26 protein-coding genes are annotated in these 22,707 nt (G+C 53.3%); 15 read left to right on the top strand and 11 right to left on the bottom strand.

The features are described 5' to 3' along the window. Positions 1-393: 393 nt before the first annotated feature. Positions 394-2,172 (bottom strand): SulP family inorganic anion transporter, encoded by a 1,779-nt coding sequence (locus U9M73_RS21770; RefSeq protein WP_323079250.1) that lies wholly within the window; start codon positions 2,170-2,172, stop codon positions 394-396. A 102-nt stretch (positions 2,173-2,274) separates the two neighbouring features. Further along, positions 2,275-2,604: an ArsR/SmtB family transcription factor gene (locus tag U9M73_RS21765; RefSeq protein ID WP_009224433.1), complete on the bottom strand. Its 330-nt coding sequence runs from the start codon at positions 2,602-2,604 to the stop codon at positions 2,275-2,277. 358 nt (positions 2,605-2,962) lie between these two features. Between U9M73_RS21765 and U9M73_RS21760 the strand changes: the two genes are divergently transcribed. The 3 genes from U9M73_RS21760 (at position 2,963) to U9M73_RS21750 (ending at position 5,247) form a co-directional block, all read left to right on the top strand. Further along, positions 2,963-4,024: an ABC transporter ATP-binding protein gene (locus U9M73_RS21760; protein ID WP_028539953.1), complete on the top strand. Its 1,062-nt coding sequence runs from the start codon at positions 2,963-2,965 to the stop codon at positions 4,022-4,024. Positions 4,025-4,067: 43 nt separating this feature from the next. Beyond that, positions 4,068-4,403 (top strand): antibiotic biosynthesis monooxygenase, encoded by a 336-nt coding sequence (locus U9M73_RS21755; protein ID WP_009224435.1) that lies wholly within the window; start codon positions 4,068-4,070, stop codon positions 4,401-4,403. An 88-nt stretch (positions 4,404-4,491) separates the two neighbouring features. Next, positions 4,492-5,247: an exodeoxyribonuclease III gene (locus U9M73_RS21750; RefSeq protein ID WP_323079245.1), complete on the top strand. Its 756-nt coding sequence runs from the start codon at positions 4,492-4,494 to the stop codon at positions 5,245-5,247. Positions 5,248-5,354: 107 nt separating this feature from the next. Here the strand turns inward: U9M73_RS21750 and U9M73_RS21745 are convergent, their stop codons facing one another. Then, positions 5,355-6,107 (bottom strand): stalk domain-containing protein, encoded by a 753-nt coding sequence (locus U9M73_RS21745; RefSeq protein WP_323079243.1) that lies wholly within the window; start codon positions 6,105-6,107, stop codon positions 5,355-5,357. Between the two features lie 225 nt (positions 6,108-6,332). Between U9M73_RS21745 and U9M73_RS21740 the strand changes: the two genes are divergently transcribed. The 8 genes from U9M73_RS21740 (at position 6,333) to U9M73_RS21705 (ending at position 13,547) form a co-directional block, all read left to right on the top strand. Further along, complete coding sequence (locus tag U9M73_RS21740; protein WP_323079242.1) at positions 6,333-7,064, top strand: ABC transporter ATP-binding protein; 732 nt, start codon at positions 6,333-6,335, stop codon at positions 7,062-7,064. Then, positions 7,061-8,113 carry an ABC transporter permease gene (locus U9M73_RS21735; protein ID WP_028539957.1) on the top strand — a complete coding sequence of 351 codons (1,053 nt, stop codon included), beginning with the start codon at positions 7,061-7,063 and terminating at the stop codon, positions 8,111-8,113. Before U9M73_RS21740 ends, U9M73_RS21735 begins: the two co-directional genes overlap by 4 nt. Before the next feature lie 50 nt (positions 8,114-8,163). Continuing rightward, complete coding sequence (locus tag U9M73_RS21730) at positions 8,164-8,832, top strand: TetR/AcrR family transcriptional regulator (RefSeq protein WP_009224440.1); 669 nt, start codon at positions 8,164-8,166, stop codon at positions 8,830-8,832. A 216-nt stretch (positions 8,833-9,048) separates the two neighbouring features. Then, complete coding sequence (locus tag U9M73_RS21725; RefSeq protein WP_009224441.1) at positions 9,049-9,294, top strand: hypothetical protein; 246 nt, start codon at positions 9,049-9,051, stop codon at positions 9,292-9,294. Between the two features lie 99 nt (positions 9,295-9,393). Further along, the gene (locus U9M73_RS21720; protein ID WP_323079240.1) at positions 9,394-10,413 is read left to right on the top strand and encodes a molybdopterin-dependent oxidoreductase; all 1,020 of its coding nucleotides are present in this window, start codon (positions 9,394-9,396) and stop codon (positions 10,411-10,413) included. Positions 10,414-10,759: 346 nt separating this feature from the next. Beyond that, the gene (locus tag U9M73_RS21715; RefSeq protein WP_009224443.1) at positions 10,760-11,218 is read left to right on the top strand and encodes a flavodoxin; all 459 of its coding nucleotides are present in this window, start codon (positions 10,760-10,762) and stop codon (positions 11,216-11,218) included. After that, the gene (locus U9M73_RS21710; protein WP_323079237.1) at positions 11,215-11,991 is read left to right on the top strand and encodes a hypothetical protein; all 777 of its coding nucleotides are present in this window, start codon (positions 11,215-11,217) and stop codon (positions 11,989-11,991) included. Before U9M73_RS21715 ends, U9M73_RS21710 begins: the two co-directional genes overlap by 4 nt. Positions 11,992-12,137: 146 nt before the next feature. After that, the gene (locus tag U9M73_RS21705) at positions 12,138-13,547 is read left to right on the top strand and encodes a deoxyguanosinetriphosphate triphosphohydrolase family protein (RefSeq protein ID WP_323079236.1); all 1,410 of its coding nucleotides are present in this window, start codon (positions 12,138-12,140) and stop codon (positions 13,545-13,547) included. A gap of 52 nt (positions 13,548-13,599) precedes the next feature. Here the strand turns inward: U9M73_RS21705 and U9M73_RS21700 are convergent, their stop codons facing one another. After that, positions 13,600-14,169 carry a thymidine kinase gene (locus U9M73_RS21700; RefSeq protein ID WP_323079235.1) on the bottom strand — a complete coding sequence of 190 codons (570 nt, stop codon included), beginning with the start codon at positions 14,167-14,169 and terminating at the stop codon, positions 13,600-13,602. Positions 14,170-14,314: 145 nt separating this feature from the next. On the opposite strand from U9M73_RS21700, the gene U9M73_RS21695 reads away from it, so the two are divergent. Further along, positions 14,315-14,506, top strand: coding sequence for a hypothetical protein (locus U9M73_RS21695; RefSeq protein WP_198136181.1), 192 nt, complete (start codon positions 14,315-14,317; stop codon positions 14,504-14,506). Between the two features lie 8 nt (positions 14,507-14,514). Here the strand turns inward: U9M73_RS21695 and U9M73_RS21690 are convergent, their stop codons facing one another. The 3 genes from U9M73_RS21690 to U9M73_RS21680 all read right to left on the bottom strand — a co-directional run bounded on the left by U9M73_RS21690 (position 14,515) and on the right by U9M73_RS21680 (position 17,043). Further along, on the bottom strand, positions 14,515-15,081 hold the full coding sequence (locus U9M73_RS21690) for a 5' nucleotidase, NT5C type (protein WP_260070691.1): 567 nt from the start codon (positions 15,079-15,081) through the stop codon (positions 14,515-14,517). 156 nt (positions 15,082-15,237) lie between these two features. After that, positions 15,238-16,086, bottom strand: coding sequence for an NAD-dependent epimerase/dehydratase family protein (locus tag U9M73_RS21685; protein ID WP_323079234.1), 849 nt, complete (start codon positions 16,084-16,086; stop codon positions 15,238-15,240). A gap of 18 nt (positions 16,087-16,104) precedes the next feature. Further along, positions 16,105-17,043 (bottom strand): aldo/keto reductase family protein, encoded by a 939-nt coding sequence (locus U9M73_RS21680; protein ID WP_009224497.1) that lies wholly within the window; start codon positions 17,041-17,043, stop codon positions 16,105-16,107. 209 nt (positions 17,044-17,252) lie between these two features. On the opposite strand from U9M73_RS21680, the gene U9M73_RS21675 reads away from it, so the two are divergent. Together U9M73_RS21675 and U9M73_RS21670 are read left to right on the top strand one after the other, a co-directional pair. Next, on the top strand, positions 17,253-17,597 hold the full coding sequence (locus U9M73_RS21675) for a winged helix-turn-helix transcriptional regulator (protein ID WP_009224498.1): 345 nt from the start codon (positions 17,253-17,255) through the stop codon (positions 17,595-17,597). 20 nt (positions 17,598-17,617) lie between these two features. Further along, complete coding sequence (locus U9M73_RS21670; RefSeq protein WP_260070689.1) at positions 17,618-19,393, top strand: glycerophosphodiester phosphodiesterase; 1,776 nt, start codon at positions 17,618-17,620, stop codon at positions 19,391-19,393. A gap of 157 nt (positions 19,394-19,550) precedes the next feature. On the opposite strand, the gene U9M73_RS21665 is transcribed toward U9M73_RS21670, so the two are convergent. The 4 genes from U9M73_RS21665 to U9M73_RS21650 all read right to left on the bottom strand — a co-directional run bounded on the left by U9M73_RS21665 (position 19,551) and on the right by U9M73_RS21650 (position 21,591). Beyond that, positions 19,551-19,943: a DoxX family protein gene (locus U9M73_RS21665; RefSeq protein ID WP_260070688.1), complete on the bottom strand. Its 393-nt coding sequence runs from the start codon at positions 19,941-19,943 to the stop codon at positions 19,551-19,553. Between the two features lie 72 nt (positions 19,944-20,015). Further along, the gene (locus U9M73_RS21660; protein ID WP_323079233.1) at positions 20,016-20,468 is read right to left on the bottom strand and encodes a MarR family winged helix-turn-helix transcriptional regulator; all 453 of its coding nucleotides are present in this window, start codon (positions 20,466-20,468) and stop codon (positions 20,016-20,018) included. A gap of 86 nt (positions 20,469-20,554) precedes the next feature. Then, positions 20,555-21,403 (bottom strand): sulfurtransferase, encoded by an 849-nt coding sequence (locus U9M73_RS21655; RefSeq protein ID WP_260070687.1) that lies wholly within the window; start codon positions 21,401-21,403, stop codon positions 20,555-20,557. A 53-nt stretch (positions 21,404-21,456) separates the two neighbouring features. Continuing rightward, complete coding sequence (locus tag U9M73_RS21650; RefSeq protein ID WP_260070709.1) at positions 21,457-21,591, bottom strand: hypothetical protein; 135 nt, start codon at positions 21,589-21,591, stop codon at positions 21,457-21,459. A 169-nt stretch (positions 21,592-21,760) separates the two neighbouring features. On the opposite strand from U9M73_RS21650, the gene U9M73_RS21645 reads away from it, so the two are divergent. Continuing rightward, complete coding sequence (locus U9M73_RS21645; protein ID WP_260070707.1) at positions 21,761-22,693, top strand: DMT family transporter; 933 nt, start codon at positions 21,761-21,763, stop codon at positions 22,691-22,693. Positions 22,694-22,707 lie beyond the last annotated feature (14 nt).

The following is a 22,707-nucleotide window of genomic DNA, read 5'->3' as shown; positions in this document are numbered from 1 at the left end:
TGATAACCATTACATCAATATTTTTGAGTATAACAGGGGCAGATCTTCATTTTACAAAATAACAAGCAAGGCTGATCCCCCGGCCGTTATTCAGGAATTATTTAAAAAGTAAGTTTTTCGGAGTGTAGAAAACGCAACCCTTCTCCCCAAAAAAGGGTTGCGTTTTCTTGATGAATATTACAAAATTTGCCAACCTCCGCTTTTTGAATGAACTCGAGTTACTACGCCGTTACCTGTGATGAATCGAACGCCAGCCGTTTCATACTCAATAAAAGGAAGGTTAACTTCCAGTAAATATGGAAGATCACTTCAAAACAGCATAAAAAACCTCCCAAATAGGATGTACTACATCCTATTTGGGAGGTTTTAGCCGGATTTACAGCCCCAGCAGAGCTACACCGTAACCTTGCTTTCCCGAGCCAGCGTCCCGGCGAGTTCGGTACGCTTGTGCCGCTCGTGCTCCGCCGCCCCGCACAGGGCGGCGCATTCGCGGAAAGCGAAATGCTTGCAGCCGCGGCACTTGTCGTTGTTGATTTGGCTTAAAGCGTAGGTGAGGGCTTCCCCGGTGCTTTCAAAAAAATGCTCTTCGCCAATCATGGCATAGCAACCGGCTTTGTCCATCAGCTTGCGCGGCTGCGCACGAAGGCCGGAGACGAGGACAGTGATGCCGGCTTGTTGCAGCCGCTTGATCAGGGCGGCAAAATTCGCTTCGCCGGTCGTATCCATAAACGGTACCTTGCCCATTCGGATCAACACCACTCGCAGCAGTCCGCCTTCAATTTGCGAGACAAACCGATCAAACGCTTGTGAAGCGCCAAAGAACAACGGTCCGTCGATGGTGAAAATGGAAACTTGCGGGCAATCATGATCCTTGGACACGATATGCGCCCGTACCTTCTCCTTGCCGGAGGCCCAATCGGGCAGCACCTTGTCAACGGTGAGCAGGTCACTCATCCGTTTGACGAACAGCAGAACAGCCAGCACCAATCCCACCTCGACAGCTATGGTCAACGTCGTAAATACGGTCAGCAGGAACGTAACGATCAGTACGAGCGTATCGCTGGTCCGTGTCTTCAGCATGTGGACAAACGCTTTGCGCTCGCTCATGTTCCAGGCGACGACCATCAGGATCGGGGCCATGCTGGCCAGCGGGATGTTGGATGCATATGGCGCAAACAAAGCGACGATCAGCAGCACAACGACGCCATGAATGATGCCGGAAAAAGGAGACACTGCTCCGTTCTTGATATTCGTCGCCGTGCGGGCGATCGCCCCGGTCGCTGGAATGCCGCCGAACAGCGGAGCGGCCATGTTGGCGAGACCTTGCCCGATCAGCTCGCGGTTGCTGTCGTGACGGGTGCCGGTCATGCTGTCCGCTACAACGGCAGAGAGCAGCGATTCGATGCCGCCAAGCAAGGCGATGATCAGCGCTGGCTGGAGCATCGGTACGATGTTGTCCCAGGACAAGGCCAGCGGGTGGAAATCCGGCAAGCCGCCGGGAATCGCCCCGTAAGCGGAGCCGATGGTCGTCACCCGGTCGGGGAACAGCCACGTCGCAGCTAACGTAGACACGAGGATGCCAACCAGCGATCCGGGGATTTTCGGGAGAAACTTGGGCGTCAGCAGCAGGGCTGCCAGGCAGATACCTGCAGTCAGGAAGCTGTAGAAGTTAAACGTATGAAGCTGCAGGAAGATTTCCTTAATATTTTCATGAAAATATTCATGCCGCTTCATCCCGGTCAAACCAAGGAAATTCCCGATTTGCCCGCTGAAGATCGTCACCGCAATGCCGGCGGTAAACCCAATCGTGACCGGCCTCGGGATGAATTTGATCAGCGTTCCGAGCCGCAGCAGGCCCATCAACACCAGCATGATCCCGGCCAGAAAGCCGGCGATCAGGAGATTCTCATAGCCGTATTGCAGCACAATTGCGAGCAGAATCGGAATAAACGCCCCGGTAGGGCCGCCGATTTGGAATCGGGATCCGCCTAACAGCGAAATCAAGATCCCGGCGACGATCGTTGTATACAGCCCATACTCCGGCTCGACGCCGGACGCGATTGCAAAAGCCATCCCAAGCGGGAGGGCCACGATGCCAACAATACACCCCGATATCAAATCTTTGCGCAGCGTTGTCGCATTAACATTGGTGAACCTTCCACTCCACTTCATCCGTTAAACCCTTCTTTTCTTAAAAATCTGCATTTCATAGAGCAAGTACTTTCCCACAAACAAAAAAGACCCCCGCAGCCCGACGGGGAAACTTGAGGATCCTTATTTTTGTTTTCGGATCCCGCGCAGTAAGGAAATGGATTCGACCAAGTGATTGTCGAAAATTTGCCGGGCTACCGCGAGCAAATCTTTCAGCAGTGGATCTCGAAGCGAGTAAACAACCGTCGTGCCTTCCTTGACGGTATTGACCAGATTTTTGGCCCGAAGAACGGCTAATTGTTGAGATACGGCTGACCCTTCCGATCCAAGGATCGATTGCAGCTCGTTGACATTCCGTTCGCCTTCGCTCAGCACCTCCAGAATACGAATTCGCATCGGATGGGCGAGAGCTTTGAAGAATTCCGCTTTAAATTGTTGCAAGTTCGCGTCCATCGATTAAACTCCTTAAAATCATAAATTTCATATCTCTGAATCTTTGCATATTTGATATCTTATCATAGCCTCGGCAGAGTGTATAGAGAAATAGTCTGACTTAAAATTGAAAATTTCGCGAGAGCTCAGGGGGATAGGAGGGCACAGGGACTGGGTTTTTCCATTTGAGCTTTGACAGACAAATATGCTATACTTAATAATGATAATCATTATCATTAAATGGCGAGGAGAACTTCAACGGGTTAAACCTAGTTATCTTAGTTAATCTAGTTCATCCGTTTCATTAGGTTCTGCCCTCCGTCATCTTACTATAGAGAGACTCCGATTAGGGGAGTGGAGAGTGAGGAATCGGGATAACATGGAACACTTATTGGAAGTGAAGGATTTGGCCATCTCGTTTCATACCCGGGAGGGGGAAGTGCAGGCCATTCGCGGCGTGAACTTCTACGTCGACAAAGGGGAAACGCTGGCCATCGTAGGCGAATCGGGCTCGGGCAAAAGCGTCACGTCTCAGGCCATCATGCAACTGATTCCCCGGCCGCAGGGCGTATATAAACGCGGGGAGATTTGGTTTGACGGGCAAGAGCTGACCAGCAAAACGGAGAAACAGATGCAACGGATTCGCGGCAAGGAGATCGGGATGATCTTTCAGGATCCGATGACCTCGCTCAACCCAACCATGAAGGTAGGGAAGCAGATCACCGAGGTGCTTCATACCCATGAGCATATGTCCAAAGAAGCCGCGTACCAGCGGGCCGTGGAGCTGCTGGGTCTGGTTGGGATCAAGTCGCCCGAGCGGCGCTTTCACCAATACCCGCACGAGTTCAGCGGCGGGATGCGGCAGCGGGTCATGATCGCTATCGCGCTGGCGGCCAACCCGAAGCTGCTGATCGCCGATGAGCCAACCACGGCGCTGGACGTTACGATTCAGGCGCAGATTCTGGAGCTCATGAAAGAGCTGCAGCGGAAGATCGGCACGGCCATTATTTTTATTACACACGACCTTGGCGTCGTAGCTAAAATGGCCGACCGCGTCGCGGTGATGTACGCCGGGCAGATCGTGGAGACGGGGACGGCGGAGGAAATTTTCTATGACCCGCGCCATCCGTATACGTGGGGACTGCTGGCCTCGATGCCAAGTCTCGATGGACATGGCGGCGGGAAGCTGGCGGCGATCCCCGGCACGCCGCCGGACTTGATCCGTCCACCGCAAGGGGACGCGTTTGCACTGCGGAGCTCGTACGCGATGAAGATCGACTTCGAGCAGGAGCCGCCGCTGTATCGGGTATCCGATACCCATGCGGTGAAGTCGTGGCTGCTGCATCCGCAGGCGCCGCAGGTTATGCCGCCTGAAGCGGTGAGCCGGAAGCGCCGCTGGTTGCCAGGAACCTATGAGGTACCTGTGCTTGCGGAAGCGTAAGCGAGAAGAGAAGTGATATTTTTTTCCATAGGGAGGAACCGGAATGTTTGTTATGACAAGGACCATGGTCATTGAGAAGGGCAACAGCGACAAGGTGATTGCTAGATTTAGCCAAGAGGGCGCCATCGACCAGATGGAGGGCTTGGTGGACATCAGCGTGATGGTGAATCGAAAGAGCCAAGAGCAGGAGGAAGTGGTGGTCGTGATCCGATGGGAGTCGCAGGAAGCATGGAAGAACTGGGAAAAAAGCGACGCACACATCCAAGGCCATAAAAATAACCGCGGAAAGCAGCCGCCTTCTTACATCCTCAGCACGACGGTGAACCTGTACGATGCCCAGGTCGTGAAGAAGGGCAAAGCCTTTTTGAACGGCGTATGACGTGTTAAACTGGAACCATGATTCATAGACGAGATTGCTAGATTGGGTTTTTCGCAATTCTCGATTACATCAAGGCAAGGAGATTATCATGAAGCTGGTTTCATGGAACGTCAACGGACTGCGCGCCTGCGTGGGCAAGGGATTTTTGGACTATTTCAAAGAGGCGGATGCGGACATCTTCTGCCTTCAAGAGACGAAGCTGCAGGAAGGGCAGATCGAGCTGGACCTTGGCAGCGAATACGAGCAGTATTGGAACTATGCGGAGAAAAAAGGCTACTCCGGCACCGCTGTCTTCACGCGCATCAAACCTTTGTCCGTGCGTTATGGCATGGAGGAGGATTATGAGCCGGAGGGGCGGATTATCACGCTGGAATTCGAGCAATTTTATCTTGTTACCGTGTATACGCCGAATGCGAAACGCGACCTCTCCCGTTTGGGTTACCGGATGGAGTGGGAGGACCGGTTCCGCACTTACCTTACGGGCCTGGATGCGGTCAAACCGGTCATTGTTTGCGGCGACCTGAACGTCGCCCACAATCCCATAGATATCAAGAACGCCAAGTCCAATGAAGGCAACTCCGGTTATACGCTGGAAGAGCGCGGCAAAATGACCGAGCTGCTGGCCTCCGGGTTTATCGATACGTTCCGGCATTTCTACCCGGACTGCGAAGGCGTGTACAGCTGGTGGTCATATATGCCGAAAATTCGCGAGCGGAACATCGGCTGGCGGATCGACTACTTCCTCGCTTCCTCCCGGCTTGCGCCGAAGTTGCAGGATGCAGGCATCGACTGCCACATCTTGGGCAGTGATCATTGCCCAGTGTCGTTGACGGTAGAATGGTGATCGCTCACTAAAATAAAACAAAGAACGCCCTAATCTCGTACAAGCTGCGATAGAGGGGCGTTCTTTTGTTATGGAGAGACGTCACGCTCGGAACCGGAGACTGCCTTTTATTTCACTCCGTTCACTTCGGATGTGGTCCACTGAAATTGAGTGATTTTGGAATCCGTATATTTGGTTGAAGAAGAACCATCGTAATTTTGCCAGGCATTGGTCTTGAATTTGGCAAGTTCAGCTTGTTTAGCTGGCTCATTGGCGTTCTCGTAATAGTAATATCCACATAACTTTTTCCCGGGCATGACAGCAATTGCGGATTTTGCTATAGATTCCATATGAGCACGGAGTTCAGATCTAACATCTAGAATTATCTTTTCTCGCTGTGCAGATGGGTTATCGGCTACGTCTTTTAAATTTCCGTAGAATTTCGGATCATATTTAACCTTGATACAATAATCGTAAGGGTGCAGATCGGAGTTGTTCTCCTCAATTGAAAAATAAAGGATAGTTTCACCCAGAGAAGTCGTTAATTTTGAGAAATGATTTGATAAATATTCCTCTAATTCTTTGCCAGTTAAAGCTGTCGTTGATGGGGGGCTCATTGGGGTCTGTGAGGGATCATTCGTCTTTCGTTGATTCATGGTAATTGTGTTGGTCGCAGAGTTATAGTACAGATCGACGTCCTCAAGGTGTTCCGATATCACCCTAAGCGGAACGTATGTTGTTCCATTGATCACTTTAAGATCTGCAAGGATTACATTGCCGTTAATAATCAGTGTAGCGGCGGGTGCAGAAGCATATGCAGGAATAGACACAAGCATAAGAACCGTTGTGAGAATCGCTGAAATTAGAAATTTCTTTTTCATACTGCCTCCTAATTTTCACCGTGTTTTGTAACAACAGTTTATCAAGAAAAGGGGAGTACTTCCATATCATCCAGCGCTAAATCGCCGACAATCTATGACAGGAATCCAACAAAAGTGAGTGATTACTCACTTGACTATTTACTCGGCGAGGAGTATATTTGAACCATCAAGAAAATGTGAGTAAGTACTCACGTCAACAACCTGTCCCATAGAGGAGTGGTGCAGATGTCTAATCAAGAAGTTTGTATTCGAACTCAAGGAGTGACCCGCAAGTTCAACGATAAAGAGGTGCTGCACGGGATCAGCCTGGAGGTGCGGCGCAATGAGATTTTTGGACTGCTGGGGCCGTCGGGCTCTGGCAAGACAACGTTCGTGAAAATGATCGCCGGCATCGACGAAGCGACCAGCGGCGAGGTTGAGGTGCTGGGCATCCGAATGCCAAAGCTCAGCATGATGAACCGCATCGGCTATATGGCTCAATCTGACGCGATGTACAACGAGCTTACGGCAAAGGAGAACCTAGAGTTTTTTGGGGCGTTATTTGGGTTAAAAGGTGTGGAAATGAAGCGGCGAATCGAAGAAGTTATGGCGCTTGTCAATTTGACGGATCATTTGAAACGTCCGGTCAGCGCTTACTCCGGCGGGATGAAACGCCGATTGTCGCTGGCGATCGCGCTTATGCATGAGCCTGAGGTGCTCATTCTCGACGAACCTACCGTCGGGATCGACCCGGTGCTGCGCAAGTCCATTTGGGACGAATTCGAACACCTGAGCCAAAAAGGCACGACGATTCTCGTCACCACCCACGTCATGGACGAAGCCGACAAATGTCATCGGCTAGGGATGGTAAGGGACGGTAATTTGATCGCCGTAGGTACGCCGGAGGCGCTGAAACAGGAGACTGGCAGCGCGACGATTGAGGAAGCCTTTTTGCATTACGGAGGTGTTCGTGCATGAGAATCCGGGCTGTGATTGTCCGTATCGTCCGTCAGTTTATCCATGACAAAAGAACGCTGGCGTTGTTGGTCGTCGCTCCGCTTCTGGTCTTATCCTTAATGTATCTTGTGTTTAATGGAGACACCTACCAACCGAAGATTGGTACCGTGCAGCTGCCTGCTGCGATTACGGAGAAATTAACCGCTGCTGATGCGGAAGTCACCACCTACGATACCGTTGAAGCGGCCGAGGCGGCCTTGGCTGATCAAGAGATCGATGCGTTTATTCGCTTAGATCAGGGGGCGGCGCAGGTGAAGCTGGAAGGCAGCGATCCATCCAAAAACCGGGCCGTCATGCTGCTCATGCAAAAAACGCTTCAGGGGCAAGCAACTCCAGCCGGAATAACGCAAAATCCGAATGGGAACGCCGCTGCGCCGGAGTTCGAATATTTGCACGGATCTGCAGACATGTCGAGCTTCGACAGCTTTAGTCCAGTGTTAATCGGATTGTTTGCTTTCTTCTTCGTATTCCTGATCGCGGGCGTGTCTTTCCTGCGCGAACGAACAAGCGGCACGCTGGAACGGTTGCTCGCCACGCCGCTGCGCCGATGGGAAATCGTCGTCGGTTATATGGCCGGGTTCGGGATCTTCACCAGTCTGCAGGCGGTGTTGATCGCCGGGTTTACGGTGTATGCGCTTGGCAGCTTGATGGTGGGCTCCTTTGGTTACGTGCTGCTCATCATGCTGCTGCTGTCTCTCACGGCTCTGAGCTTCGGCACCTTGCTGTCGGCGTTCGCTAACACAGAGTTCCAGATGATTCAGTTCATTCCGATCGTCATCGTGCCGCAGGTGTTTTTCTCCGGATTGTTTGACCTGGAGAGCATTTCGCCTTGGCTGCGCTGGATTACTCATATCACACCGCTGAAATACGGGGCGGATGCGCTGCGCGGCATCATGATCCGCGGCGAAGGCTGGAGCGGAATCGCGCTGGATGTGTATGTGCTGGCTGGCTTGTCCTTCGTCTTTATGCTCGCTAATGTCCTCGCGTTGCGCAAGCACCGCAAAATATAGTACGCTGAACAAAGAAGCCTACGATACGAAGGGAAAGGAGAGAGGCCTCTATGTCGGAGAAGAAAGAGCAGTGGCTGGAGGACTTGATCCGGTTGACGGAAGAAGATACGGAGAAGAAGACGGAGAAGCAGATCAAAATTTTGGAGGCGGCGACGGAGATTTTTGCCGAGAAAGGGTATGCCGCCACATCCACCAGTGAAATCGCGCAAAAGGCCGGGGTAGCTGAGGGAACGATTTTCCGCCACTATAAGACGAAGAAAGATCTGCTGCTGTCTATCGCCGGACCAATTGTGATCAAGCTGGTTGCGCCGTTTCTGCTGCGGGATTTTGCCAAAATGATCGAGATGCCCTATGAGCGGGCGGAGGACTTTTTTCGCGCGCTGGCGAAGGATCGTTTCAAGTTTGTTCGGGAGAATATGCGGATTATCAAAATACTGATCCAGGAGGTCCCGTTTCAGCCGGAGCTGCTGGAGCAGGTGAAGAGTTTGGCCTCCGAGATCGTCTTTCAGCGGATCAAGCGAGTTGTTCTGCATTTTCAGGAAAAGGGGCAGCTTGTTGAAGCGCCGCCATGGCGGATCGTCAGAACCGGTGCCAGCGTCATGATTGGGATGATTCTGGTTCATGTACTCCTCGTGCCGGATTTTCCGATCGATGAAGACGAAGAAATTGAACACACGGTGGACCTGTTGATGTATGGGATTGCGGGTCGTCCCCGTTAAATCGAATTGAACCCGTTTCAGGCTTAACCTGGGACGGGTTTTCTGATTTTGTGGCGGTTTTGTAAGACTTTCGTAAGACTTTTCTAACACATTCGCAAGCGGTTGGTTCTTAGATGGTTAGCATTTTTCGCTAAGATGATGGACGAACAAAGCTAAAAATAACGAAAGGAAGAAATATTATGAAAAAAATCGGATTGATTCTTATGCTGGGGGGCCATGCTGACGTTAGCCGCTTGCGGTGCCAAAAACAATGACATGAACAAAGGGAACATGATGAATGACGGGGCCAACGCCTCCACCGAGATGAACAATTCTTCCGGCAGTAACGAAATGGGGCAAGAGATGATGGGCGAAGAGATGAAAGACGGCGAAATGGGTCAGGACATGATGGGCAATGAGATGAAGGACAACGAAATGATGGTCATCCCGATTTACTGGTGCTCGATCTTTCGGCGTTGTTGAATCGGAGACGAGGGGCAGTACGTTTTGGTTCACGGTGCTTGAGGCGAATGATGGCAGGCGTTCTGAGAATATACAACAAAAATAAGGAGGAGGGGAGGTATGAAGGGAATGCTGGAGCGCCTGCGCAAAGGGTATGGCAAGAAACTCGTCGCCTTGCATACCTGGAACGGCTGGATCGTCGTGATCCTTGCGCTGACGGGGCTGCTGCTGGTTGGCGGGTTTTGGCGCGGTTTGCTGGGTGAGGGCCGGGTTTGGCTCAAATGGCTGCATATCGCGGTAGGCGTTGCTTCGATCCTCCCGGTCATTTATTACTTGCTGTTAGCGGGGAAGCATTGGAAGCAGCTGCGGCAGAAGCCCTGGCAGCGGTTTAACGTTCTCGTGGTCCTAGCTTTACTGCTGGGCTGGTTTGGCTCGGGCGTGCTGCTGTGGCAGTTCAAGGCGGTGGGTCCGAGAGTGTCCAATACGGCGCTGACCGTGCACGATTTATTAACCTGGATCGGTTTGCCGTACATCATTTACCACTCCTTAACCCGGACCAAATGGTTGAAGGAACCGGCCCGACGGTCGATTAAACCCGAGGCTCGCCCAGTTGGCGGCGGGGCGCAGGGACATTTTCGGGTATATACGGTCACGGACATTCCGTCTTTCTCCAACGAGAACTGGTCGTTTACGATCGACGGTCTGGTGAACAACAAGTTCAAATGGAGCTGGGAGGACTTCCTCAAGCTGAAGCGGAAGGTGCAGGTGAGTGATTTTCACTGTGTGACGGGCTGGTCGGTGTACAATAATACTTGGGAAGGCATCCCGCTGCGGGAGCTGCTCCAAAAAGCCGGCGTAAAGCCAAACGCCAAAACGGTGAAGTTCTATTCGGGGGACGGCGTCTACACCGATACCCTCACCTTGGATCAGGCGAATATGGACGATTGTATGGTCGCGGTGATGCACGACGGCAAGCCGATACCGAGCGACTTGGGTGGTCTGGTAAGACTGATCGTGCCGAAAATGTACGCCTACAGGTCGGTGAAGTGGCTGAACCGCATCGAGCTCATCGAAGGCGAGCATGTCGGATATTGGGAGCAGCGCGGCTACTCCAACGATGCGTGGGTAGGAATGAGCTGATCGCTCGTATAGTAAAAGAAGAAGCCGGATACTCCATTTAAGGGGTTCCGGCTATTATTGATGGTGTCTATCCGCTCCCTTCTTTTTGAGGATTATCCCGTTGCATCAGATAGGTAGTGTAATCCAAAACCGACGATCCCCACCAGGTCCCTTTCCACTGCAAGGCTCCCCCAGTGAACTTCCACTTCCACTCGATACTTCCACTCAATCCCCAGTTCTGAACGAAAGGGATAATCGTGCAAAGAGGTGTGAAGAAGATACTAGCCGCCCTATTATTGACAATGATAATCATTATCAATTATACTTCGGTTATCAAGTCATGTACTTGGAAGGAGTTGGAGAGGGAATGAGCAATATCATCATCGTCTATGCCAGCTTGACCGGGAATACGGAGGAAATGGCTGAACTAATCGCTGAAGGGATTCGCGGAACCGGAGCGGCTGTGGATCTGAAGATGGTGGAGGATTGCAACGCCATACGCTTGTTGGAATATGATGCCTGCCTGTTGGGTGCTTATACATGGGGAGACGGGGAGCTTCCCGACGAATTTGCCGATTTCGTGGATGAAATGAAGGAGCTGAATTTGGCGGGATTCCGGGCTGCCGTATTTGGCAGCGGAGATACTTCCTACCGTCTGTATTGCGCCGCCGTAGATGAATTAGAGCAGCGGCTTCGGGAAAACGGGGCGGTCATCGTCCAACCGCCGCTCAAGGTGGAATACGGCCCAAGTCCGGAGGAGAAGGTATTGTGCCGGGAGTTCGGGGCCAATTTCGCACAACGCATAGGAGCGCTGAATCAGCCATGACCAAGCAGCTTGCGGATTATGAGCTCGAAAAATGGCTGCGTTCGCTGAAGTTGGACTCGAGCGGTCCGGCAGGGGCGTGCGGCCAAACGTACAACCAAACGTACAGCCAATCGTACGGCCCAACAGGCAGCGGTTCTTGCATCTCCTGGCAGCAACGCGTGCAATACGCAGTGGGTCACGCTATCAACGATTATTTCACGCTTCTCCCGGCGGTCCGTTTGCATACGCCGATCCAGGTGCTGCTGAACCGGCGTTGGCCGCGGAATCAGCGTGATTTTCCGGATCCCTTGTTCTACTGGCAGGTGTACCACCGGATGGTGTCGGAATTAACTTTCATTACGGGGACGAGGATATACGAGTATCCCTTAGCTTTATATGAGAATTGGGGAACGCACGTCGCGGGGCTGGATCTGCATTTGTCTATTATTTTTCAAGCGGTATGGCAAGAGCGGGGGAACCCGGATTGGGTGACCGTGCAGAAGTTCCTCGTGGAGGAGAATGAGAGCATCACGCAAGCTTTTGTCCATCTGGTCAACGTGTTTTGGCACAGCGCATTTGGCCGTCCGCCCGGCGATATCGAAGTCTATGCGTTAATGGAGGGAAGGAGGCAGGTGATTCCAGGAGAATCGCTGGACCTGCAGGAATCACTGGATTATGTGTGGTTGTTGCAGGAGGCCTGGGAATGCGGGTGCTGTCATCGGGAGAGCGAGGAACCTGGCGCCGACATCAATCGGACCGGAGGCGGTGAACCCTGGAGGCTTGGCGTATCGTAAGAACAATAAAGCGGCTAGAGCAAAGCCCCGCGTTTGCGGGGTGATTTTTTTGTAGGGTAACAAATTTGGGGGGCGGCGCTTTATGTTCCGGCTGCGGACGGCTACAATAACAGAAAAGAGAGAACGCGACAAGGAGTGCAAGAGCCATGAATATCCACGAACTCAGGGAGCACCGCCAATACCCGGACAATATCGGACACGAAAATAACCGTGCCACCTTTGAACGCGACTATTCGCGGTTGATCCATTCCCCGACCTTCCGCCGGCTGCAGGGGAAATCGCAAGTATTTGGGGCCGGCACAGGCGATTATTATCGAACCCGGCTGACGCATTCGCTCGAGGTCGCCCAGATCGCCCGGGAAGCGGCGCGCAGCCTTCTGCGCACGTATCCGGAGCTGGCGGCCGACCGCGCCGAGCATCCAGGCTTGGTCATCGATCCGGAGGTGGTGGAATGCGCCGCTATTTGCCATGATTTTGGCCATCCGCCGTTTGGCCACAAGGGCGAAGAGGTGCTGGATCAAATATTGGAGAAGCTCATTGAGGAGAAGGTACGGACTGCCCTTAAAGGCAAACAGCCCACTCCGGAGGAAGAGCAGCAAACGAGGGCAGCATTCCGTCAGAAATATGAGCATTTTGAAGGCAACGCCCACAATTTCCGGCTGATGATGTTCCTGGAGAAGCGGGAAAACATCGACGGGTTGAACTTATCCGATGCGGTGCTGCTTGGAACAAATAAATACCCTTATCCCGGTACGATCAACAAGAAAGGGTTATATCTGCATGAATGGGAGTACATCTCCTTCATTCGCGACCGCTGGGGCATTCCCGAAGGGAAGAAGACGTTTGAGGCGCAGCTGATGGACCTTTGCGACGACATCGCTTATTCGGCCCACGATCTCGAGGATGGCATCAAGGCGGGAAAAATCGAGGTGCACGAGCATTTCCTCAAGGACTCGCACATTCAGAGACTGATCGTCGAGAAAATCATGACGTTGGAGGATGCTTGCTGGGCGGGATGGCAGCCGCAGCAAATTCAGGTCAAGGTGGCCGAGGTGCTGGACGATTTCCTGCGCATCTGGAATGTCAAAATGCCGGTGTGTGATCATGACTATTCCCGCACGCGCCGGGAGGTGAAGGCCTATTGGGTCAGCCTGTTCGTCGGCTGCCTGGGAGTTATCGATGACGGCGATTGGCAGAAGGTCACGTTCGTGAAGGACGGGCAGGAGGATAAGGATATGCTGCGGACGGTGAGCGTGCTGAAGAGCTTCGCTTGGGTGACGATGATCCGCGATTTGCGGGTCCAACGGCTGCAGAAGCGCAGCGCATGGATTATCAAGCGGCTGTGGGATGCCTTCGTGGATCCGGAGACAAGCAAGTCGATCATTCCCGGTGACTGGCTGCGCCGGTTCGACCGGGATCAGGCCAAGCCCAAACCGATCTGGACATGGGAGCATATGATCATCGATTATATTGCCGGCATGACGGACGCCTATGCAGAAAAGATCTACAACGAGCTGTACGGGCTGAAGGTGGGCACGATTTACGATATGGATTAAAAACGACGAACGGACCGGCGTTAGCCGGTCCGTTTTTTTAGATTCGGAAGTATTACAGCGGCGGGTTGGCGTGGCATTTCCGGCATACCGGGTAATACGACTCGTTGCCGCCGATTTGGATCTGCTCGCCGGTGTAAACGGGTTTGCCGTTCTCCACCCGCAGGTTCATCGTTGCTTTGCGCGCGCAGAACCAGCAGATCGTTTTCATTTCCTCGATTTTGTCCGCATAAATCAGCAGCAGGCGGCTGCCCTCGAACAACTGGTTCTGGAAATCGTTTTTCAACCCGAAAGCCATCACGGGAATATCCAGCTCATCGACGATGCGGACCAGCTGCTTAATGTTGTTCTCACCGAGGAATTGGCATTCATCGACCAATACGCAGTATAAGCGCGGGGTATGATTTTTGACGATTTCGAAGAGGTTCGTGTTCGGATAAATCGGAATAGCCTGCCGGCGCAATCCAATCCGCGAGGAGACATAACCAACCTCGTCACGGTTATCGATCGCCGAAGTAAAGAGCAGCACCGGTTTGTTCTGCTCTTCATAATTGTGGGCAACCTTCAAAATTTCGATAGATTTGCCGCTGTTCATTGCTCCGTACTTGTAAAATAATTGTGCCAACGATGACGTCCCTTTCTATTCGTTCTATCGAAACCATGCTCTTTATTCTAGCATACTTCGATTCGGTTGTTGGATAGGCTGGCGCGAAATTTGGAGATATTCAGCGCCTGGAAAATGTTACATCGCTGCATCAAAGAGCTGCGGCATGTCCTGGAGGGGCTGGTTTTGGAGCCGCCTCGGATGCAGGCGGATTCGGAGCGGGAAGCTGAGTTTGGAGACGCCGTTCCGGTCCAGCATCGAAATCGAACTGCTGGAGGAAGGCGTAGAGATCCGCCATGCCGTAAACGTGTCCTTCGGGGAAACAACTTCGGCTCCCATCCGGGGGCATCTGCAGTAGCCGCTGAGCTATTCCCTTGGGAAACGTTCAGCCAACAGCTGGTTCACCAAGTCGCTCATGCCTTCCCATGAATCCTTCATGAGGAATTGCTGCTGAATCGGGGCGTTCCACGGGCGTGGGATCCCGATGGTGAGCCGGCCAGCTTCCTTGGCAGGCTGCAAATTATGCGGCCCGTCATCGATTATCAGGTCGAAGTCCAGCAGCGTTTTTCGCTTGGCGACGAAGAAGTTCTCAAACGGGATAAACGGCATCCAGCGTTGCAGCCAGTTCCATTTTTCCTGTACAGATGAGGGGCGGGCGGCCGTAACGATGATCACATCATGCTCCTGCGTCATTTTGCGTACTTCCTCGACGGTATGCTCATCAAAGATCTCCAGCTCCTCATACAAGCCGGGGCGTCCGAAGAAGAGATCTTCATTACACTCGGGATGCCAGATTTGTGTCATATCAAAGCTGGTCATTTGGTCCATGGTGAGCTGACGGTCGGGAAACTGCAGATTATGATAGTAAATCGCTTTGGGCACGAGATGGCATAGGGTATCGTCCATATCGATGGCTACAATGTGTTTGCGCATAACGGAAATCTCCTGATTCGATGTATTCGTTGATTGGTATGACTTCCTCTAAGATATCAAAAAACGCGGTTTTGGGATACAGTAAGGCTAGTAAAAAAAGAACCCGGCTCCGTATCGGCGGAGCCGGGTTCTTCTGCGTGAACAGCCGCAGGCGGTTTATGGCTTAACTTCATCCCGCCAGAAATGGACAGGCTGCCATCCAAGCAGTTGTTTGGCTTTCTCGTTGCTGAGCAGCGTTTCGTGCCCTTCCAGCGGCGCGCGGAAGTCTGTGACGCCCGGGAAGCGGGCGGCCATCAGCTCCCGGCTGCGAATCGCCATGCTGGAGTCGTCCGCGGCGATGTTCAGCGCCACCGCGCCGAGGCCGTCCGCTTCGACGGCCAGCCGGCATGCGGTTGCCGCATCGCGCGTATCGATGTAGCTCCACAGGATGCGTTCCCGCTGAGCCGGATCGTGGATGAAGGACGGGAACGTTGCATAGCGTTCCGGCGGAATCACGTTGCCCAGCCGCAGCGATACGATCTGCATTCCGGTGCGGCGGTGGAACATGTCCGCGGTCAGCTCGTTCACCACCTTGGACAAGCCGTAGCTGTCCTCGGGGAGCTGTGGGTGCGCTTCATCCACCGGCACGTATTTCGGGGCGGGCGGATGCACCGCAAAGACGATGCCGTAGGAGGATTCGCTGGAGGCGATCACCGCCTTGCGGATGCCCAGCCCTTCCGCAGCCTGCAAAATGTTGTACGTCGACATCACATTATTGAGAAAGGTGACCTCCGGCGTGCGGATATGCGCGGCGGGAATCGCGGCGAGATGAACAACCGCGTCCGCGCCGGTCAGCGCGCTGTAGCATTCGCCAAGCTGCTCCAGATCGGCGATCAACGTCGGACAGACCGGGTCTTCCGAAGGCCGGACGTCTACGTTCAGCACGTCATACCCGCGTTCGACGAATTCTCGTACAACGTAGCGCCCTAACATTCCGCTTCCCCCGGTAACTACGACTTTAGCCATGGCTGCTTCGACTCCTTCTTAGTTCAGAATCTCTTCGATCCGCGTCAGCACGTCCTCGCTTAGTTTGATGCCGGAAGCTTTGGCGTTCTCGATCACCTGTTCCGGACGGCTGGCGCCAACCAGTGCGCTGGCCACGTTGTTTTGGCGCAAAATCCAAGCCAGGGCCAGGTTACCTACCGTGATGCCAAGTTCAGCGGCAATTCCCTCAAGCTGCTTCACCTTGGCGATGTTCTCTTCCGTAATGCCTTTGCGAACCCATTCCAGCTTGGCTGCACGGCTGTCCTGCGGAATATCGGTTGCAGATGTATATTTACCGGTTAGCAGACCTTGAGCCAGCGGAGAGAAGACCACCTGGCCGATGCCGTGACGTTCGCTGACCGGGATGACTTCCTTCTCGATATAACGATTAAACATGTTATATACCGGCTGATTCACGACGATGCGATCCAGCAGGTAACGATCGGCCAAGCCAACAGCTTCCGCAATTTGTGAGGCTTGCCATTCGCTGACGCCGGCGTACAGGATTTTGCCTTGACGGATCAGGTCATCGATCGTGCGCAGCGTTTCGTAAAGCGGTGTCTCCGGATCGTGACGGTGGCAATAAAAGATATCGATATAATCATGGCCAAGACGCTTCAGGCTGGCATGGACCTGCTCCATGACGTGCTTCCGCGACAAACCGCGATCGTTAGGTCCATCCCCCATCGGCCAGAACGCTTTCGTAGCCAATACATAGGATTCCCGGGGGTAAGCTTTAAGCGCTTTGCCCACCAGCTCTTCGGCGGCCCCTTTTTCGTATACATTGGCGGTGTCAAAGAAGTTGATCCCTAGATCGTAAGCGGTTTTGATCGATTTCTCCGCGTTTTCACGTTCGACGTACCCGCCGTAAGTCAGCCAGCTTCCCAAGCTGATTTCACTGACTTTGAGGCCGCTTCCGCCTAGTCTTCTATATTCCATGTTTCATCATCCTCCTTGAGCATTTGTGTTGGAACCATTTTCATTCTATAAAAGTTCATATACAATTGAAAGAAGTGAAAACTCCTTCACTAAATTATATCTGTGATACTTACTATAAAAAGTATAGCGCCCTATAACGAACCTATATCGCCTGAAATAGCAACTCTTATACATCACTAAAGCAACACTTCCAGGGGAGGTTTTTACGAATGAACAGCATCCGCAAGGCTAGCAATTACATTCCGAAAACGCCGGAGCATATCGAATGCAATATCGAAAAAACGTTGGACGTCCTCGGAGGAAAATGGGCGTTCCTCGTGATCCGCGAGCTGTTTGGAGGGACGCTGCGCTTTGGGGAGCTGCAACGCCGAATCCCTCAAGTGAGTCCACGGGCGTTAACCAGTACGTTGCGCCATCTGGAGGAGAAGGGCGTACTGGAGCGTACAGTGTATCCTACCGTTCCCGTGACGGTCGAATACACGCTTACGCCGAAGGGGATGGACTTGCATGTCATATGTCATGAGATGAAGGTTTGGGCTGCGCGGTGGACCTGATGGAACAGGGAAGGGGGTCCATGCTTAAACTGATCGGCAGAAGCATCCGTGACTTCCGCAAGTATTCCGGTAAGCTGCTGCTGTTTCAACTGCTGTATATGCTGGCCACAAGCGTCTTTGTCCTGCCGGTTACGACGTTCCTGTTCAACCGGGTTCTCCGGGTGGTCGGCTCCGGTTCCCTGTTGAACGGGGAGGTTTACCGGATCGGGTTGAGCTATAAAGGTATGGCGGGGCTGACTCTCATCGGGCTTGTTGCCTCTTTTACCCTGCTGATTGAATTGTTGGTCCTCATCGTGCTGATTCAGCAGCGCTTTTTTGGCAAGTCGATTGCCATTTCTGATGCTGTGTTAACGGTGCTGCATAAAATGCCCAAGCTGTTCGGGTTTGGCGTATTCCAGCTGCTGCTGTTGTTGCTGCTCTTGATTCCGTTTGTGGACTCGCCGCTGTCGGCTTCGTTTTACGCGTTGTTTAACGTGCCGATCTTCTTGAACAATCAAGTGCTGGATGCCTCATTCACCATGACCGTAGCTTATCTCGTGCTGATCGCAGGGCTGCTCTATACTTTGCTCCGCTGGATTTTCGTCCTGCATTGTATCGTGCTCGAGGATATGAATCTCCGGCAGGCGGTTCGCCAAAGCCATGAGCTGACGCAAGGTCGGCGGTGGCGGCTGTTTGGAACGCTGCTTCTGTTTAACTGTACGGTGGTCGGGGTCACCTCCGCGGTGGTGACTGCCCTTGGGCACATCCCTTCCTGGCTTGATCTGGATGTGCTTGCGTTGGTGTCCCAGCACTATTCACTGCCGGTTACGACGGTACTGGCTTATCTGCTGGAGCTTCTGCTGCTGCCAATCAACCTGTTCGTGCTGACGAGACTTTATTATGCGTTGGGCCGCTTAAAATGGATTCGGCCAAGGGATCAGCTGCAGGTGCGCCGCAGCCGAATCGGTCGTCTGGAGAACCAGATCGTAGATTGGTGGAAGGGGCTAAAGTGGAAAAGGATGGTGTATGTCCTAAGCGCGGCCCTTTATATTTCGCTAGCGCTGCTGATCGGTTTGCGGGCGAACGAGAGTCTCGTCTACGCAAAATGGAACGTGCAGATCGCAGTGCATCGCGGGGATACGTCGAATGCTCCGGAAAATTCGCTGCCTGCCCTGATCTCCGCGATCGACAAAGGCCTTCAAGTCGTGGAGTTGGACGTGCAGTTGACCAAGGATGGCGTCGCTGTGTTAAACCACGATTCCGACCTGCGACGGATGACAGGCTTGCGGAAGCGGATCGCGGATATGAGCTTCAACGAAGTGCAGCAACTGAGCATCGGCATCGATGCGAACGGTTATCCGATACATATCCCCTCGTTGTCCAGCGTGCTCGCCGAGGCGCAAGGGCGAATCAAGCTGCTGCTGGACCTGAAGCCCAACGGCTCCCCTAGTGAAGCGCTGGCGGAGGAGGTTGTCCGCCTCATCAAGGAAGCTGGAGCCGAGGAAGAGGTGAGAGTGCAATCCTTCGACGGCGAAGTGCTTGGCCGAATCCGTGAATTGGCTCCCGAGATCAAGATCGGGCGAATTCTGTTCTTCGCCCTCGGAGATCTATCGGTGCTCGACGTCGATTTCTATACGATTGAGCAGGTGATGTTAACCGATTTCCTAGTGAACCAGGCCCATGCCGACGGCCGCGAGGTTTGGGTGTGGACCGTGAATACCCGGAGGGACATGAAGGAAGTGCTCAAATATCCGATCGACGGCATCATCACCGATTATCCGGAGACCGCCCAGTCGATGGTAGAAGTGGATCTGTAAATGGTGAAGGCGCCGGTTTCTGGCGCCATTTTTTAAGATATCAGAAAGTATAAACTTCGGGGCATTGACATCCTGATATCGCAAGAAAAACTTCCGCTAAACGCGGTCTGTCTACATTGAATGTACGTCGATTGACGTTTTTCTTATGCCCAATGGTTCAAGCATGGCTTTCAACACGCTTAGATTTAGATTTGGATTGGAAAACAATTCTGAGGCGCACCCCTGCGATCAGCACCAATACGACCAACCACTGGGCAGCCATCAAGGTGCCAAAACCTTGACCGGCCGACAGTTCGGAAACTACGGCGCCAATCATAAGGAGGCCAAGGGCTGTCGCGGCGTACAAGGTTAAGCGCGGCCAAACCAGCAGTACCGCGCCTGCTATTTCCACCAAGCCAATGAGGATTCGACTCCAATCCGGATAACCTATCTCTTGAAAGTGCCGGATCATCTCTTCAGTCCCCGCCAGCTTCTGAATACCGCTCTGAATATAAAACAATGAAGTCAAACCCACGACGATCCATCCAACAATACGCATCCATCTCTTCATCATCTTTGCCTCCTAAGTGCAATTTAATTAGAATTCTAACTACATAGACGCAAAAGGGGTGCAAATAAAAATCTACTGCTTTTCAAATGTACGGATCATTTTGGTGAGGAGCGACTTTAAGGTGTCGAACTCTTCAGCCGTCATCTCCGCTTTAACTCGCTCTTCTACAACTGACGTGAAGTGCTGCGTCTCTTCCGCCAATTGGCTGCCCGCTTCCGTCAAAAAAATCAGCTTAGAGCGTCCGTCTTGCGGATGGTCCTTATAACGGATGAGTCCTTTGTTCGTCAACCCTTTTAATAAGCTGGTGACGCTCGGACGTTCAATCATTAGAATCGGCTCCAGTTGAGAGGGAGAGATTCCTGGATATTGACGAATGACGCCGAGCGCACTCCATTGCGTATGTGTTAACCCCAGCGGATGTAACAATTCCTCGACTTCCCTGCGCAGCGTGATATACCCCGTCTTGACCAGTCGGCCAATGGGCCCCTTATCCCATTGCCACTCAATAGGCTCGCTTTGATGCATGATTAGATACCTCTTTAGTTAGAATTCTAACTATATTATATCCCAAAATCGAGCCTTGTAAAGTCCCTAGGCCCATATTCTGGCGTTTATTCCTCCCCCGTCGCGATGGGGTTCTCGGGATAAGAAATCCAGTCGCTCCAGCTGCCGGCGTACAGTTTGACCTGCGGGTAGCCAAGCCGATAGAGGGCGAGCACGTTCGGGCAAGCGCTCACGCCGGAGCCGCAGTAGACGATGGCCTCGCGGCCTTCGTCGAGGGCGGCGATGACCGGCGCCAGCTGCTCGCGCAGCTCGCCCTCGCTTTTCCAGGAGCCGCTGTCATCCAGCACCTGCTTCCAAAACCGGTTGATGGCCCCGGGAATGTGGCCGGCCTTGACGTCGAGCGGCTCCTGCAAGCCGGCGTAGCGATCCGCGGCGCGCGAGTCCACGAGCAGGATGCCGGGATCGCGCAGCGCCCGGCGGACGTCCTCGACGCCGGCCAGCAGGTGCGGCCGGGGCGAGGGGGTGAAAGCGGCGGGGACGATCGTCCGCCGCTCTGCGGTCACGGGATAGCCGCCGGCTTGCCAGGCGGCGAACCCCTCGTCCATGACGTAGACCTCGTCATGGCCCAACCAGCGCAGCAGCCACCATAGGCGGGAGGCGTTCATGCCTCCCTGGTCGTCGTAGGCGACCACCCTGGTGGCGTTGCCGATGCCGGCGCGGGCGAAGCGCGCGGCCAACTCGTCCGGGGCGGGCAGCGGGTGACGCCCGCCATGCGTGGTGACCGGTGCCGACAGATCCTGTTCCAGATCAAGATAGACGGCACCGGGAATATGTGCGGCGTCGTAGGCCGCACGCCCGGCCTCCGGCTGCCCAAGCTCAAAGCGGCAATCGACGATGACGAGATCCGGTTCATACATTCTAGCTAACAGCCAACGTTTGGATACGATCGGTTCCATAAGGCGTACACATCCTCTGCACACATAATATGGAACCATTATAAGCCTAAAGCTTAGATCAGGCGATATCCGCTGGGCCATGTCCCGCTGCGGCGAATTTCCCGAACTTGTTCTGCCGTTAACCGTTGGTTGGTCGCGATGAGCGATTCCACGTCGTTGCCGCCGATCAGAACATCTAAATTTTTCATAGAAAGCTCCTCCTTCATCTTTTTTTGACGATAGATTAGGGGCTGCTTCTACTAGATCCTTAGGGTCTATTTTTTCGATTGAGGAACGGCTGTGACTCCGCTATAATGAAGTGGTTTGCAGCCCGATCGGGTGACAAAATTTCATGAGAAAGATGGGACCTTAACGCATATGCACACCACCACGAAGTCCATGGGTAAATATGAAATCCTCTACGTGATCGGCATTATCGCCATCTCGTTTTCTTCCATCTTCATCCGCTGGTCCAATGCCGAAGTGTCGGTGATTGCCATGTACCGGATGTATATCACGAACGTATTGATGCTGCCGCTGCTGTGGCGCTACCGGGGAGAAATTGCGCGACTGACTGGCAAGCAATGGGGGCGTCTTTTGTTTTCGGGGCTGATGCTGGGGCTGCATTTCCTGCTATGGATGGGTTCGCTGCGCTTGACGACGGTCGCAAGCTCCACGGTCCTTCTGACACTGGAGCCCATCATCGTGATGTTCGGGTCGTTCTTCTTGTTTGGGGCAAAAATCAATAAAGCGATGATCCTCGGTATTACGCTGGCATGTATCGGCTCGATCGCGATCGGCTCCGGAGATTTCGCCTTGTCCGGCAAGGCCGTGACCGGAGATTTGCTCTCTCTGCTCGGGACGATTGCGGTCGCGATTCATATCCTGGTCGGCAAGCAGCTGCTACAGACGATCAGCGCGTTTGTTTATAACTTCCTCGTGTTTGCCGTGGCGGGAACGTCAATGGCCGTATACAACGTAGCTGCCGGCATCCGGTTTACCGGCTATGAGCCGAGGGAATGGGGCATTTTCCTTCTGCTGGCGATCGTTCCTACGTTATTCGGGCATTATCTGTTTAACTGGCTGATGAAATATCTCAGCGCTTCTGCAGTGTCAATGGCCGTTCTCGGCGAGCCGGTATTTGCCTCACTGCTGGCCTGGTTGCTGCTGAAGGAAAGCTTAACTCCGCTGCAGCTGTCGGCGGGCGTGCTCATCTTATGCGGCGTATGGATCTTTATTCGCTACGGCAAAGAAACGCCTAACATGAAGACGGAAAATGCGGTTCTCCCGACGGCGGGGCAGCCAAAGTGAAAGGGACGAACCCG

It is taken from the genome of Paenibacillus phoenicis (assembly GCF_034718895.1).
Classification (GTDB): Bacteria; Bacillota; Bacilli; order Paenibacillales; family Paenibacillaceae; genus Fontibacillus; species Fontibacillus phoenicis.
This window is presented reverse-complemented; position numbering and strand designations above follow the sequence as displayed.